Annotated in this window: 9 protein-coding genes and 2 pseudogenes; 4 read left to right on the top strand and 7 right to left on the bottom strand. The window is 72.9% G+C overall.

The genetic code is table 11. From position 1 onward, the window contains the following. Positions 1 to 282, bottom strand: a pseudogene (locus IE321_RS15875) (CopD family protein); the annotation flags it as partial. An 85-nt stretch (positions 283 to 367) separates the two neighbouring features. Then, entirely contained in the window at positions 368 to 583 is a 216-nt protein-coding gene (locus IE321_RS15880; protein WP_015036303.1) for an EF-hand domain-containing protein, read from the bottom strand. 75 nt (positions 584 to 658) lie between these two features. On the opposite strand from IE321_RS15880, the gene IE321_RS15885 reads away from it, so the two are divergent. Then, positions 659 to 1,297 carry a GNAT family N-acetyltransferase gene (locus tag IE321_RS15885; protein WP_190223369.1) on the top strand — a complete coding sequence of 213 codons (639 nt, stop codon included), beginning with the start codon at positions 659 to 661 and terminating at the stop codon, positions 1,295 to 1,297. A gap of 308 nt (positions 1,298 to 1,605) precedes the next feature. Here the strand turns inward: IE321_RS15885 and IE321_RS15890 are convergent, their stop codons facing one another. The 4 genes from IE321_RS15890 to IE321_RS15905 all read right to left on the bottom strand — a co-directional run bounded on the left by IE321_RS15890 (position 1,606) and on the right by IE321_RS15905 (position 5,733). Beyond that, complete coding sequence (locus IE321_RS15890; protein WP_190223370.1) at positions 1,606 to 2,106, bottom strand: ATP-binding protein; 501 nt, start codon at positions 2,104 to 2,106, stop codon at positions 1,606 to 1,608. Positions 2,107 to 2,221: 115 nt separating this feature from the next. Beyond that, positions 2,222 to 2,989, bottom strand: coding sequence for an enoyl-CoA hydratase/isomerase family protein (locus IE321_RS15895; RefSeq protein ID WP_043219838.1), 768 nt, complete (start codon positions 2,987 to 2,989; stop codon positions 2,222 to 2,224). A 90-nt stretch (positions 2,990 to 3,079) separates the two neighbouring features. Continuing rightward, complete coding sequence (locus IE321_RS15900; protein WP_051841628.1) at positions 3,080 to 4,321, bottom strand: L,D-transpeptidase; 1,242 nt, start codon at positions 4,319 to 4,321, stop codon at positions 3,080 to 3,082. Between the two features lie 194 nt (positions 4,322 to 4,515). After that, on the bottom strand, positions 4,516 to 5,733 hold the full coding sequence (locus IE321_RS15905; protein WP_043219836.1) for a L,D-transpeptidase: 1,218 nt from the start codon (positions 5,731 to 5,733) through the stop codon (positions 4,516 to 4,518). Positions 5,734 to 5,920: 187 nt separating this feature from the next. On the opposite strand from IE321_RS15905, the gene glgX reads away from it, so the two are divergent. After that, positions 5,921 to 8,122 (top strand): glycogen debranching protein GlgX, encoded by a 2,202-nt coding sequence (gene glgX, locus IE321_RS15910; protein WP_043219834.1) that lies wholly within the window; start codon positions 5,921 to 5,923, stop codon positions 8,120 to 8,122. A 105-nt stretch (positions 8,123 to 8,227) separates the two neighbouring features. Continuing rightward, positions 8,228 to 11,889 (top strand): annotated as a pseudogene (locus tag IE321_RS43185) (ABC transporter ATP-binding protein). A 42-nt stretch (positions 11,890 to 11,931) separates the two neighbouring features. Here the strand turns inward: IE321_RS43185 and IE321_RS15925 are convergent. Next, positions 11,932 to 12,192, bottom strand: a complete 261-nt coding sequence (locus tag IE321_RS15925) for a hypothetical protein (RefSeq protein ID WP_043219828.1) — start codon at positions 12,190 to 12,192, stop codon at positions 11,932 to 11,934. Between the two features lie 496 nt (positions 12,193 to 12,688). Here IE321_RS15925 and IE321_RS15930 point away from each other — a divergent pair, with 496 nt between their 5' ends. Next, positions 12,689 to 14,707 carry a M4 family metallopeptidase gene (locus IE321_RS15930; protein WP_043219826.1) on the top strand — a complete coding sequence of 673 codons (2,019 nt, stop codon included), beginning with the start codon at positions 12,689 to 12,691 and terminating at the stop codon, positions 14,705 to 14,707. Position 14,708: the final 1 nt, after the last annotated feature.

Consider the following 14,708-nt stretch of genomic DNA (forward strand, 5'->3'; position numbering starts at 1 on the left):
GAGCAGGGCGCCGGGGACGGCCGGCGGACGCGGCAGCGGGCCGGCGCCGGCGAGCCGGGTGCCGGCGAGTTCGCCGGCGGCGAGGGCGAGGCCGGCCAGGAGGAGCACTCTCAGCAGGGAGGTGGCGCCGGCCGCGGGTATGCGCAGTTCGCCGGTGCCCGTGCCGGCGAGGCCGGTGCCGAGGAGGGCGACGGCGAGGACGGCGGTGAGGACCGCGGCGGCGGCGGCGACGGCCGCGACGGTCGGACGGTTCGGGGTGCCGAGGGGTCCGGGAAGCGTCACCGGACGATCGTCACCGAGCCCGGGACGGGCGGCAACTCAGGGTGAACGCCGCCCGGCCCGACCCCGGGGACCGGTCAGGCCCGGGTCACGCCTTGCTGAGGTGGGACCAGAACTCGTCCCACGACAGACGGCCGTCGCCGTTGTCGTCGCGCTGCTTGATGAGCGCCTCGGCCACCGTCTCGGTGACGTTGAAGTCACCCAGCTGGGCCATGACGCTCTTGTACTCCGCGGCGGTGATGAAGCCGTCCCCGTCCACGTCGTACCGGTTGAATGCCGTGCGTGCCGACTCGATGTCCGCCACTGCTTCCGCCCCTTCTCGGTGCTGTTCTGACGGGGGTCAGATTAGCTGGCCGACCGGGTGCCCGATGATGGCGGTATGAGCGGTGACGTGAGACGGATCCTGGACGCGGCGGCGCGCGGGGAGTTCCCCGCCATGGACGGGCGGACGACGGTGGTCCCGCAGCCGGACGGGCGGGACGCCGGGGTGCTGGCCTTCACGGCCCATTCGGTGGTCTTCGCCGACGTCGACCCGGAGTGGGTGCGGGCGGAGCTGGCCGCGACCGGCAGCGATCCGCTGGCGGCGAGCATGAACCCGGGCTTCCTGGTGCGGCTGATGGCGCGGACCGGCCGGCGGATGAACACCGTGGACCTGCTGACGGTCGCCGACGCCCTACCGGGCCCGCCGCCGGTCGGGCTGCGCGAGATCCAGGACCCGGAGCACCCGCGGGTGGCGCGGGCGCTGAAGTACCGGGACGAGGTGCGGGTCTGGGCGGCGGACGGCGGCGTGCTGATCCTGGGCCGCGGGGTGGCCGGGCGCATGGAGGCGGCGATCGAGGTGGACGAGGAGGTCCGGCACCGGGGGCTCGGCCGGGCGCTGGCCGCGGCGGCGCGGCACCTGACGCCGGACTCCGTGGTGTGGGCGCAGCAGTCTCCGGGCAACGCGCGGAGCGTGCGGACCTTCCAGGCGGCGGGGTACCGGCCGGTGGCCTCGGAGGCGCTGCTCACCGCGCTGTAGGCCGCCTTTGGCTGTCCACCATGTGGATGATCGAGGGAAACAACCGATGAACCGCATAGCCATTCACAGTTTGCAAGGTGAGTGCCACACGTCACCAACGATTCACAGTTAAAACGTACGCCAATGCCCGACTTAATACCGATATGGGCGTTTGGCGGGGTGGCCTCTCGTCTGTCATAGTCGATGACACGACCCCCATTGACCCGGGCCAGGTCGCCTCTGCGGCCGTGGATACACCCCCCCGTCCACGGCGCATCACACGGAAGCCCCCAGCAGCCCCACCACGGCGCGCGGGGGCTTCCGTGCGTTCAGCGGTCGGTGACCCGCATCTCGAACCAGGTCGTCTTGCCGCGCGGCCCCAGGTCGGCGCCCCACCGGTCGGAGAGCTTGTCGACGAGGAAGAGGCCCCGGCCGCTCTCGTCGAGCTCGGCCACCGGCATCAGACAGGGCAGCCCGCGCGAGGGGTCGCGCACCTCGATCCGGATCCGGCCCGGACGCCGCTGGGCACGCAGCACGAAGACCCGGGCGCCGGTGTGCCGGACCGCGTTGCCCACCAGTTCGGAGACGAGCAGGACGGCGTGCTCGGCCAGCGTCGGGCCGAGCCCCCACTGCCGGAGCACCACGTACTGGGTCATCCGGCGGGCGATCCTGGCCGACTCCGGCAGCGAGTCCAGCCGGACGTCGACCTCCGCCGGATTGCCGTGCCGGGCCATCGCCGCGAGGGCTTCCTCGTCCTCCAGGGTCGGTGACCACCGGGCGGCGGGCACGCCGCCCTGCCGTGGTTGTTCCCTGCTCTCCAGGCCCGCCATGCCCCCCATCATGGCCGCAGGAAACGGATCGCGGGGGCCGTTCCGGTGGAATGGCCCCCGCGGGACGGCGCGTCGCGGTGACGGTCCGTCGGATCGGCCGGTGCCCGGCCGCCGGTCAGGCGAACTTCGCCTTGCCCGGGCCCTCTTCGACGAAGCTGCGCATGCCGGTCTCGCGGTCCGCGGTGGCGAACAGCGCGGAGAACCACGTGCGTTCGAGGGCGAGGCCGGTGTCGATGTCGGCCTCCAGGCCCTGGTCGATCGCCTCCTTGGCGGCGCGCAGCGCCACCGCCGGGCCCTGGGCGAGCTTCGCGGCCCAGGCGTGCGCCTGCTCGTAGACCTCGGCGGCCGGGACCACCCGGTCGACCAGGCCGAGGGCGAGCGCCTCGTCGGCCTTCACCATCCGGCCGGTGAAGATGAGGTCCTTGGCGCGGGAGGGGCCGACCAGCCGGGAGAGCCGCTGGGTGCCGCCGGCGCCGGGGATCAGGCCGAGCAGGATCTCGGGCTGGCCCAGCTTGGCGTTGTCGCCGGCGATCCGGTAGTCGGCGCAGAGGGCGAGCTCGCAGCCGCCGCCGAGGGCGTACCCGGTGACGGCGGCGACGACCGGCTTGGGGATGCGGGCGACGGCGGTGAAGGAGTCCTGGAGGGCGCGCGACCGCTCGATCATGGCCACGTGGTCCATGGCCTGCATCTCCTTGATGTCCGCGCCGGCCGCGAAGACCTTCTCGCCTCCGTAGAGGACCACGGCCCGCACGTCGTCGCGGTCGGTGGCCTCCTGGGCCAGCTCGCGCAGCCGGTCCTGGGTGGCGATGTCCAGGGCGTTCATCGGCGGACGGTCGAGGCGGATCGTGCCGACGCCGTCGGCGACTTCGAGGTTCACAGTCATGGGAGAGAGGTTAGTGGCCGTTAACGCCGACGGGCCCGGTGCCGTTGCTCACAGAGCGCTCGGCACCGGGCCCGTACGGGCGGGGAGGGACTAGGCGGTCCACTCCGACCAGGACAGGTTCCAGCCGTTCAGGCCGTTCTCCGGCTTGATCTCCTTGTCCTTCGAGTTCTTCACGATGACGACGTCACCGATGATCGAGCGGTCGAAGAACCAGGCGGCCGGGGTGGAGCTGTCGCCCGCGCCCCGGGTGTCCGAGAGGCCGACGCAGCCGTGGCTGACGTTCTGGGAGCCGAAGGTGGACTTCGGGGCCCAGTAGTTGCCGTGCACGAAGGTGCCGGAGGTGGACAGGCGCATGGCGTGCGGCACGTCCTTGATGTCGTACTCGCCGCCGAAGCCGACGGTGGCGCCGTTCATCCGGGTCACCTTGTACTTCTCGCTGATGACCATCTGACCGTTGTACGTGGTCGTGGACGGGGCGCCCGCGGTGATCGGCAGGGTCTTGATGATCTGCCCGTCGCGCTCGACCTTCATCGTCTTGGCGCTCGCGTCGACCGTGGAGACCTGACGGCGTCCGATGGTGAAGGAGTACGTCTTCTTCTGCTTGCCGTAGACGCCCGGGCGGCCCTCGACGCCGTCCAGGTTCAGCTCGACGGTGACCTTGGTGCCGGCCTTCCAGTACTCCTCGGGGCGGAAGTCGAGGCGGTCGTTGCCGAACCAGTGGCCCTCGATCTCGACGGCGGGCTCGGCCGTCACCTTGATGGCCTTCTCCACCGCCTCGGGGTCGGTGATGCCCCGGGTGAAGTTGATGGAGACCGGCATGCCGACGCCGACCGTGGTGCCCGCCTCGGGCGTGTAGTGGCCGATGAAGGTGTTCTTCGGGACCAGGGTGGTGAAGGTGGTGTCCTTCGCCGACTCACGGCCCTCGGCGTCCTTCGCGATCGCGTGGACCTTGTACTGCGTGCCGCCCGACAGGTGGGCCAGCGGCTCCCAGCTCGCGCCGTCCGCCGAGATCTTCCCCTCGACCGCGGAGCCCTTGGAGTCGGCGACGGTCACGGTCGTCAGCTTGCCCTGCTCGGCGGTGACCTTGAGCGCCCCGCTGGTGGCGACCGAGTCGGCGCCGTCCTTCGGCAGGACGGTCACGACCGCCTGGGAGGCGGCGTTGTCGGGAGCCCCGGTCTTCTGGCCGCCCGCCGTGCCGCCGCTTCCCGCGTCGTCCTTCGCCGGGTCGCCGCCGCAGGCGGTCAGGACCAGCAGCAGTGCCCCCGTGGCCAGGGCCCCGAGGCGGACGCCCCGCCGCCGCGCCGACTTCCCCGATATCGGCTGCCCGTTCACTATGGTCTTCTCCCCTCGCACGACCCGGCTGCCGGCCGGGCCCCACCCCCTGTACGCACGTCCCGCGCACGGCGCTAGATAATCACACCGGAAGACACGAAAGTTCCACGTGAATGTCACCGTTCAGTCCCAGTTGACGCGGGGCCGGAGGCGGCCGGGGAGCGGCACGCGTCCGGCCCCGGGACCGGGTCGGGTCAGCGCAGGGCCGAGCCCTCCTTCCACCCCTCCCAGTCCATGTTCCAGCCGCCCAGGCCGTTGTCCGGGGCGACCTTCCGGTCCTTGGAGTTGACCACCTCGACGACGTCGCCGATCAGGCTCCGGTCGAAGAACCAGCCCGCCGGGGTGTCGGCGCCGCCGCCCTTCACGTCCCGCAGGCCCACGCAGCCGTGGCTCACGTTGGCCGAGCCGAAGGTGGACGCGTCCGCCCAGTAGTTGCCATGGATGAAGGTCCCGGACTCGGTGAGCCGCATGGCGTGCGGCACGTCCTTGATGTCGTACTCGCCGCCGAAGCCGACCGTGGCGCCGTTCATCCGGGTCACGTCGTACAGCTCCGTCACCACCATCTTCCCGTTGTACGTCGTGGTCTTCGGCGCGCCCGCCGTGACCGGCAGGGTGGCGAGGACCCGCCCGTCCCGCCTGACCTCCATGGTGTGGGCGGCGGCGTCGACGAGGGAGACCTGGGAGCGGCCCACCGTGAAGCCCACCGTCTTGCGCTGGATGCCGTAGACGCCGGGGGCGCCCTCGACGTCCCGCAGTCCGAGCTCGACGGTCACCTTCGTGCCGGCCGCCCAGTACTCCGCCGGGCGGAAGTCCAGCCGCTCCTTGCCGAACCAGTGGCCGACGACCTCCACCGGCGGGTCCGCGGTGACCCGGATGGCCCGCTCCACCGCGGCCCGGTTCTCGACCGGCCGGTTGAAGCCGAAGGAGACGATCATGCCGGCGCCGACCGTGGAACGGTTCTCCGGCGTGAAGTAGCCGATGAAGCGGCTCTCCGGCACCACGGTGGTGAAGGTGGTGTGCCGGGCCGAACGGCGCCCGTGCGCGTCCAGCGCCACCGCGTCCACGCTGTACTTCGCGGCGAGCGCCAGCCGGGTGCCGTCGGCCGGCCGCCAGCGCAGCCCGTCGGCCGCGATCGCCCCCCGAACGGCCGAACGGCGCCCGTCCGCCACCTGGGTCACGCTCACCCGTTCGAGCCGTCCGCTGTCGACCCGGACCTCCAGCGGCCCGTCCGCGGGAACCGCCCGGCTGCCGTCCTCCGGGCTGACCCGGATCACGTCCCCAGGGGCCCGCGCCTTGCCCGGGAGCCCCGGGCCGACGCCTCCTTCCCCGTCCGATCCGGTGCAGCCGGCGAGACCCACGAGGAGCCCCGCCACCGCGAGGAGTTGCCCGGCCCGTACCCATACACGTGTCACGCGTGGCCCAACGACGACCCCCCTCCAGGGGAAACGTCCGTGCGGGCCATGTTGGGGGGACGGCCGCGCGGGCAGAACAGGGAGGACGACCGGGAGTACACGAGGTGCGGGAGGACGCGCGGGGCCGGGGCCGGGACGCCCCGCCCCCGTCACGCGTGCCCCGCCGGAGCCGCGGGAGGCCAGGGCGGTGTCGAGCGCAGCCGATCAGCAGGCGGTACCGGAGCATGCCCCCGGACGGACCGCGCCCCCGGTGTGGCCGGGGACGCCCACCCCGCTCGGGGCCCGCTGCCGGACCGGCCCCGACGGGACCAGGGGCACCAACTTCGCACTGTGGGCGGGCGGCGCCGAGGCCGTGGAGCTCTGCCTCTTCGCGCCCGACGGCACCGAGACCCGGCTGCCGCTCACCGAACTCACCCACGAGATCTGGCACGGCTTCGTGCCCGGCGTCGGCCCCGGGCAGCGGTACGGCTACCGGGTGCACGGACGCTGGGACCCGTGGACCGGCGCCCGCTGGAACCCGGCCAAGCTGCTCCTCGACCCGTACGCGCGGGCCGTCGACGGCGAGTTCCGGCTGCCCTCCGAGGTGTACGGGCACGTGCGGGACTGGCCGCAGCAGCACGTCGCCGACACCGTCCGCGACGAGCGGGACTCCGCCCCGCACGTCCCCAAGGGGGTCGTCGTGCGGGACGACGACGACTGGTCCGACGACCGCAGGCCCAAGACGCCCTGGCAGGACTCGGTCATCTACGAGGTGCACGTCAAGGGCTTCACCGCCCGCCACCCCGGCATCCCCGAGCACCTGCGGGGCACCTACGCGGGCCTCGCCCACCCGGCCGCCGTCGACCACCTCGTCCGCCTCGGCGTGACGGCGGTCGAGCTGCTGCCGGTCCACCAGTTCGCCCACGAGGACCACCTGCTGCGCCGCGGCCTCACCAACTACTGGGGCTACAACTCGATCGGCTACTTCGCCCCGCACGCCGGCTACTCCTCGTCCGGCACCACCGGACAGCAGGTCGGCGAGTTCAAGCGGATGGTCCGGGCACTGCACGCGGCCGGCATCGAGGTCATCCTCGACGTCGTCTACAACCACACGGCGGAGGCCGGAGAACTCGGCCCCACCCTGTCCCTCAAGGGCATCGACAACCGCGGCTACTACCGGCTCCAGTCCGACGCCCGCCGGTACGCCGACTACACCGGCTGCGGCAACACCCTGCACGTCGTCCAGCCGCAGGTGCTCCGGCTCATCACCGACAGCCTGCGCTACTGGGTCACCGAGATGGGCGTCGACGGCTTCCGCTTCGACCTCGCGGCGGCGCTGGCCCGCTCCATGCACGACGTCGACATGCTCTCGCCGTTCCTCGCCGTCATCGCCCAGGACCCGGTGCTGCGCCGGGTCAAGCTCATCGCCGAACCCTGGGACGTCGGCAACGGCGGCTACCAGGTCGGCGCCTTCCCCCCGCTGTGGACCGAGTGGAACGACCGCTACCGGGACGCCGTACGGGACTTCTGGCGCGGCGCGCTGCCCGACGTCCGGGACCTCGGCTACCGGCTCTCCGGCTCCAGCGACCTCTACGCCTGGGGCGGCCGCCGCCCCTACGCCTCCGTCAACTTCGTCACCGCCCACGACGGCTTCACCCTGCGCGACCTCGTCACGTACGAGCGCAAGCACAACGAGGCCAACGGCGAGGGCAACCGGGACGGCACCCACGACAACCGCTCCTGGAACTGCGGGGCCGAGGGCGAGACCGACGACCCGGGGATCCAGGCGCTCCGGCTGCGGCAGCTGCGCAACCTGCTCACCACTCTGCTGCTCTCCACCGGCGTGCCGATGCTCGTCGCGGGCGACGAGATGGGCCGCACCCAGGGCGGCAACAACAACGCGTACTGCCAGGACAACGAGACCGGCTGGCTCGACTGGTCCCTCCCCGAGGACCCGGGCCGCGCCCAGCTCCTCGCCCTGACGAGGCGGCTGCTCGACCTGCGCCACCGCCACCCGGTGCTGCGCCGCCGCGCCTTCTTCTCCGGCCGGCCGCAGGGCGCGGACGGGCTGCGGGACCTCGCCTGGTTCGGCCCCGACGGCACCGAGATGACCGAGCGGGACTGGTACGCCCCCTCGGCCACGCTCGCCCTCTACCTGTCGGGCCGCGACATACCGGGCCGGGACGAGCGCGGCGAGCAGGTCCTCGACGACAGCTTCCTCGCCGTGCTGCACGCGGGCCCGGCCCCGCTGGACTTCCGGCTCCCCGGGGCGCCGTGGGCGCAGACGTACGAGCGCGTCCTGGACACCGCCCTCGACGACCAGACCGCGCCCCCGGGCACGCTCCACCCGGGCGGGGCGGTGCTGGAGGTGGGGGCGCGGTCGGTGGTGCTGCTGCGGGTGGCGGGGTGAGGCCGCCGCCCGCGGGGGTCAGCGGAGGGCGGGCACGGGCCGGAGGGGCCGCGCGGACGAAAATCGGGTGAGACGTGTCAGGGGTGACTCGTAAGGTCGGACCTGATGCCCGAGAAACCTGCTCCCTCCGAGTCCGCCCCCGCCCGCCGTTCGGCCGTGCGGGTGCTGCTGCGGCTCTGGCCGTACGTCCGGCCCGTGCGCGGGCGGTTCTTCACCGCCGGCGCCGTCGCGATCGTCGCCTCCTGTCTCTCCCTGGTGATCCCGCTGGTCCTGAAGTGGCTGGTGGACGGCCCGGTCGCCGACCGGGACCCCGGCGGGGTGTGGCTGGGGGCGCTCTACCTGCTGCTGCTCGGGATCACCGAGGCCGTGCTGTTCGGATTGCGGCGGTGGCTGGTGGCCCGGCCGCTGTCCTCGGTGGAGGCGCGGATGCGGGAGGACCTGTACGGCCGGCTCCAGCGGCTGCCGATCGCCTTCCACGACCGGTGGGCGTCCGGGCAGCTGCTGTCGCGCGGCACCACGGACCTGATGATCGTCCGGATGTTCCTGGCCTTCCCGCTGACCTTCCTGGTGGTCAACGGCGTGACGATCGTGGCGGGCTGCGCGCTGCTGCTCGCCCAGGACTGGTCGCTCGGTCTGGTGCTGCTCACCCCGGTGGTGCCGGTGATGGTGCTCTGCTCGTACTTCGAGCGGCGCTACGGCGTGGTGGCGCGGCGCGCGCAGGACCAGGTGGGCGATCTGACGACGGTGGTGGAGGAGAGCGTCCTCGGCATCCGGATCGTCAAGGGCTTCGGCCGGCACCGCAGCCAGGCGGAGTCCTTCCGCCGGCTCGCGGAGCTGCTGCGCTCCACCGAACTGTCCAAGGCCCGGCTGCTCGCCACGATCTGGGCGCTGATCACGGTCCTGCCGGAGCTGGCGATCGGCGCGGCGCTGGTGCTCGGCACGGTGCGGGTCGCGGACGGCGGCCTGTCGGCGGGCACCCTGGTGGCCTTCCTGTCGACGGCGCTCGCGCTGCGCTGGCCGGTGGACTCGATCGGCTTCCTGCTGGCGATGAGCCAGGAGGCGGTGACGGCGACCGAGCGGTACTTCGAGGTGATGGACGCCGAGGAGGAGCGGGACGCCCCCGCGGGCGCCCCCGCGGTGCACGGGTCCGCGGCCGGGCTGCGGTTCGAGGGCGTGTCGTTCCGCTTCCCGGACGCGCCGGAGGGCGCGCCGCCGGTGCTGGACGGCATCGATCTGCACGTGCGGCCGGGCGAGACGCTGGCGCTCGTCGGGGCGACCGGCTCCGGCAAGACCACGCTGACCGCGCTGGTGCCCCGGCTGCACGAGGCGAGCGGGGGGCGGATCCTGCTGGACGGCGAGGACATCGCCGTGATGGAGCGGGAGCGGCTGCGCACGCTGGTGTCGGTGGCCTTCGAGGAGCCCACCCTCTTCTCGGCGAGCGTCGGCGAGAACGTGCTGATGGGCGCGGACGCGGCGGCCGGGACGCCGGAGCTCGACCGGGCGCTGGGGATCGCGCAGGCGGACGGTTTCGTCGGGCGGCTGCCCGAGGGGGCCGGGACGCAGGTCGGGGAGCAGGGGCTGAGCCTGTCGGGCGGTCAGCGGCAGCGGCTGGCGCTGGCCCGGGCGGTCGTCGGCCGGCCGCGCTTCCTGGTGCTCGACGATCCGCTGTCGGCGCTGGACGTGCACACCGAGGCGCGGGTGGAGGCGGCCCTGCGCGAGGTGCTGAAGGAGACGACGGCGCTGGTCGTGGCGCACCGGCCGTCGACGGTGATGCTGGCCGACCGGGTGGCGCTCCTCTCGGAGGGCCGGATCGCGGCGGTCGGCACCCATCAGGAACTGCTGCGGAGCAGCACCGAGTACGCCTGGCTGATGTCGGGCGCGCGCACGGGCGAGGGAGACGGGCGGCGATGACGGAGACCATGCTCGCGCGGCGGGAGGACCCGGAGGAGGAGCGGGAGGAGCCGCTCGGCCCCGGCGACCCGTTCGACCGGGACGACCTGCCGGCGCCGCGCGGGGCGACCGGGGCGCTGCTGCGCTCGCTGCTGGCCGCGCACCGCTTCCGGGTGGCGGTGGCGGCGCTGGTGCTGCTGGTGAAGGAGGCGGCGGTCCAGGCGGGCCCGCTGCTCGTGGCGTACGCGATCGACCGGGGGGTGCCGGCCTTCCGGGCCGGGGACCACGGGCCGCTGGTCGCGGTGGCGGCCGGCTATCTGCTGTGCGCGGTCGGCGCCGGGGCGCTCCAGTACGTCTTCGTGCGGGGCGCGGCGCGGATCAACCAGGACGTGCTGCTGGACCTGCGGGGGCGGATCTTCCGGCACGCGCAGGTGCTGAGCGTGGACTTCCACGAGCGGTACACCTCGGGGCGGCTGATCTCGCGGTCGACGACGGACGTGGAGTCGCTGCGGGAGCTGCTGTCGGAGGGGCTCCAGGAGCTGATCGGGGTGGTGCTGTCGTTCGTGTCGATCTCGCTGGTGCTGCTCTGGCTGGACCTGGGGATCGGGGCGGTGGCGGTGGCCTCCTTCGGGCCGCTGTACCTGCTGGTGCGGATGTACCGGCGGCGGGCGGGCGCGGTGTACGCGGAGCGGTCGACGGCGATCGCCGGGGTGATCGTGAAGTTCGCGGAGACCATGAACGGGATCCGGCCGGTGCGGGCGTTCCGCCGGGAGCGGGTGAACGAGGCGGAGTTCGGCGCGCTCAACCACCGGCACGAGCGGAGCAACGGCGACGCGCTCCTGGAGATGGCCCGCTACGTGGTGGGCTCGCGGCTGGTGGCGAACACGGCGGTGGCCGGCATGTGCCTGTGGGGCGCCTACCGGGTGGCGGGCGGTTCGCTGGAGCTGGGCGTGCTGGCGGCGGCGGTGCTGTACGTGCGCCGGTTGTACGACCCGATCGACCGGCTCGGGATGTTCCTCAACTCGTACGAGTCGGCGGCCGCTTCGCTCACCAAGATCGCGGGCCTGCTGGCGCAGGAGCCGGGCGTGCCGGAGGCGACGGCGCCGCGGGACCTGCCGGAGCGGGCCGGGACGGCGCCGGGCCGGGAGGTCGTCTTCGACGGGGTGCGGTTCGCCTACCGGACGGGCGGCGAGGTGCTGCCCCGCTTCGACCTGCGGATCCCCGCCGGGCAGACGGTGGCGGTGGTCGGCGCGACCGGCGCGGGCAAGTCGACGCTGGCGAAGCTGCTGGCCCGCTTCTACGACCCGACGGACGGACGGGTGCTGCTGGACGGCGTGGACCTGCGGGAGCTGGCGACGCCGGAGCTGCGGCGCGGGGTGGTGATGGTGACGCAGGAGGCGTTCCTGTTCTCCGGCACGGTGGCGGAGAACATCGCGATCGGCCGCCCGGACGCCACCCGGGAGGAGGTCGAGCGGGCGGCGAAGGCGATCGGCGCGCACGCGTTCATCGCCGGGCTGCCGGACGGCTACGACACCGACGTGCGCAAGCGCGGTGGCCGGATCTCGGCGGGCCAGCGGCAGCTGGTGGCCTTCGCGCGGGCGCTGCTCGCGGATCCCGCGGTGCTCATCCTGGACGAGGCGACGAGCTCGCTGGACGTGCCGGGCGAGCGGGCGGTGCAGCACGCGATGGACACGGTCCTCGCGGGCCGTACGGCGGTCGTCATCGCCCACCGCCTGTCCACGGTGGAGGTCGCCGACCGGGTCCTGGTGATGGAGGCGGGCCGGATCGTGGAGGACGGCACCCCCGCGGAACTGGTGGGCGGCGAGGGCCGCTACGCGGGTCTCCACCGGGCGTGGCGGGACTCCCTGACGGGGTGAGGACCCGCCCGGGCCTTCTCCCGGGGGCCCGGGCGGGGCGGGTCAGCGGAAGGCGATGGCGAGGCCCGCGAGGACGATCACCGGGCTGAAGGCCAGGACGGCGCCCGCGCGGAGCCGGAGCAGCCAGGCCGGGGGCCCGGCCGGAGCGGGGGCCGGCTCACCCCGGCGCGCGGCGGTGAAGGCGCGCGCCTCGCGCCCGCGGGCCAGGAGCCGGTCGGTCGCCCCGCGGAGGTTGAAGGCGTATCGCGCGCCCCACACCAGTCCGAGGATCCCGAACGCGCACAGTCCGATCCCGGCGATCACGGGTGCCCTCCCCCGGTCGGCCTTCCCTCCTGCGGGAAAGTCCGGATGGATCATGCCAGAGGCACGATCCATCCGGCCATCGGCGCGGGCTTCCGGCGCGACGGCGGACCGCCGCCGCGGAATAACCGGTTCACGCCGAAAGAATCCGGCCATCGGTTCGGTAAAGGCGGCCGGTGTCCGAGGAGCGGGACACACAGCGGAGGCAAAGGTTCCGGATCTCCGCCCGCGAGGGGATTCCCGCACGCCGAACGGGGGGTGACACCCCGTCCATGATCGATGAAACGTCCGGTTAACGAACAGCGCCGTACGCGCAGCGAACGACTTCCGGCCAAGTTGTTGACGCGCTCCTGACAGATACCGGCGGTAGCTGCCAGTCTCTCCCCCGGTTCCTCGCAACCGCGTTCGCCGCTTCACCCGATCGTGCGTCACCGCTCTGCTTGCAACGCCCGGCCCGCCCACCCAGCGGCTCGGTACCCCCCTCGCAAAAGGAGTTCGCGTGAGATCCACGCCCAGCCGCCGCGCCACCGCGACCGGCGCCCTCGTCGCCGCCGCCGCCATGCTCGCCGTCGGCGTCCAGGCCGGCAGCGCCTCCGCCGACATCGCCGCCGCCCCCGCGGCCCCGGCCGCCGGCAAGGTCAACCCCGGCAAGCTGCCGGCCGACCTCACCCCCGCCGAGCGCGGCGCGCTGATCAAGGCCGCCGACGCCTCCAAGGCCGAGACGGCCAAGGAGCTGGGCCTCGGCGCCCAGGAGAAGCTCGTCGTCCGTGACGTGGTCCAGGACCGCGACGGCACGACCCACACGCGCTACGAGCGCACCTACGCGGGCCTCCCGGTCCTCGGTGGCGACCTGGTCGTCGCCGAGACCAAGGCGGGCGCCACGACCGGAGTCAGCCGGTCCAGCCGCGCCGAGCTCAAGAACGTCGACCTCACCGCCGACGTCGCCCCGGCCGCCGCCGAGAAGCAGGCCCTCGGCCTCGCCGCCGCGGACGGCTCGAAGAAGGCCGCCGCCGACCGCGCCCCGCGCAAGGTCGTGTGGATGGCCAAGGGCGCGCCCGTCCTCGCGTACGAGACCGTCGTCGGCGGCCTCCAGCACGACGGCACCCCGAACGAGCTGCACGTCGTCACGGACGCGAAGACCGGCGAGAAGCTCTACGAGTGGCAGGCCGTCGAGACCGGCGTCGGCAACACCATGTACAGCGGCCAGGTGACGCTCGGCACCGCGCCCTCGTACACGCTGACCGACACCACCCGCGGCAACCACAAGACGTACAACCTCAACGGCGGTACGTCGGGCACCGGGACGCTGTTCTCCAACACCACGGACACGTGGGGCAACGGCCTCCCCGCCAACAAGGAGACCGCGGGCGCGGACGCGCACTACGGCGCGGCCCTCACCTGGGACTACTACAAGAACGTCCACGGCCGCAGCGGCATCCGCGGCGACGGCGTCGGCGCCTACTCCCGGGTCCACTACGGCAACGCCTACGTCAACGCCTTCTGGCAGGACTCCTGCTTCTGCATGACCTACGGCGACGGCACGGGCAACAGCAAGCCGCTCACCTCCATCGACGTGGCCGCGCACGAGATGACGCACGGCGTCACCTCCAACACCGCCGGCCTGGTCTACAGCGGCGAGTCCGGCGGCCTCAACGAGGCCACCTCGGACATCTTCGCGGCGGCCGTCGAGTTCTACGCCAACAACGCCAACGACAAGGGCGACTACCTCGTCGGCGAGAAGATCGACATCCGCGGCAACGGCACCCCGCTCCGCTACATGGACAAGCCGAGCAAGGACGGCTCGTCCAAGGACGCGTGGTACTCGGGCATCGGCTCCATCGACGTCCACTACTCCTCGGGCCCGGCGAACCACTTCTTCTACCTGCTCTCCGAGGGCAGCGGCGTCAAGACCGTCAACGGCGTGACCTACGACTCGCCGACCTCCGACGGCCTGCCCGTCACCGGCATCGGCATCGACAAGGCCCGGCTGATCTGGTTCAAGGCCCTCACCACCAAGTGGGGTTCCTCGACCAACTACGCCGGTGCCCGCACCGGCACGGTCGCGGTCGCCGAGGAGCTGTACGGCGCCGGCAGCCCCGAGGCGCTCGCCGTCCAGCACGCCTGGGCCGCCGTGAACGTCGGCACCCGCCCCGGCACCACGCCGCCCACCGGCAAGGTCTTCGAGAACACCGCCGACGTGTCCGTCCCGGACAACGGCGCCGCGGTGACCTCCTCCGTGACCGTCTCCGGCGTCACGGGCAACGCGCCCAGCAACCTCTCCGTCGGCGTGGACATCGTCCACACCTGGATCGGTGACCTGGTCGTCGACCTCATCGCCCCCGACGGCTCGGTCTACAACCTGCACAACCGGACCGGCAGCAGCGCCGACAACATCCAGCAGACCTACACCGTGAACGCCTCCTCCGAGGTCGCCAACGGCGTCTGGAAGCTGCGCGTCCAGGACAAGGCGTCCGCGGACACCGGCTACATCAACAGCTTCAAGCTGACCTTCCCGTAAC

The sequence above is a fragment of the Streptomyces hydrogenans genome, assembly GCF_014656075.1.
Lineage (GTDB): Bacteria > Actinomycetota > Actinomycetes > Streptomycetales > Streptomycetaceae > Streptomyces > Streptomyces hydrogenans.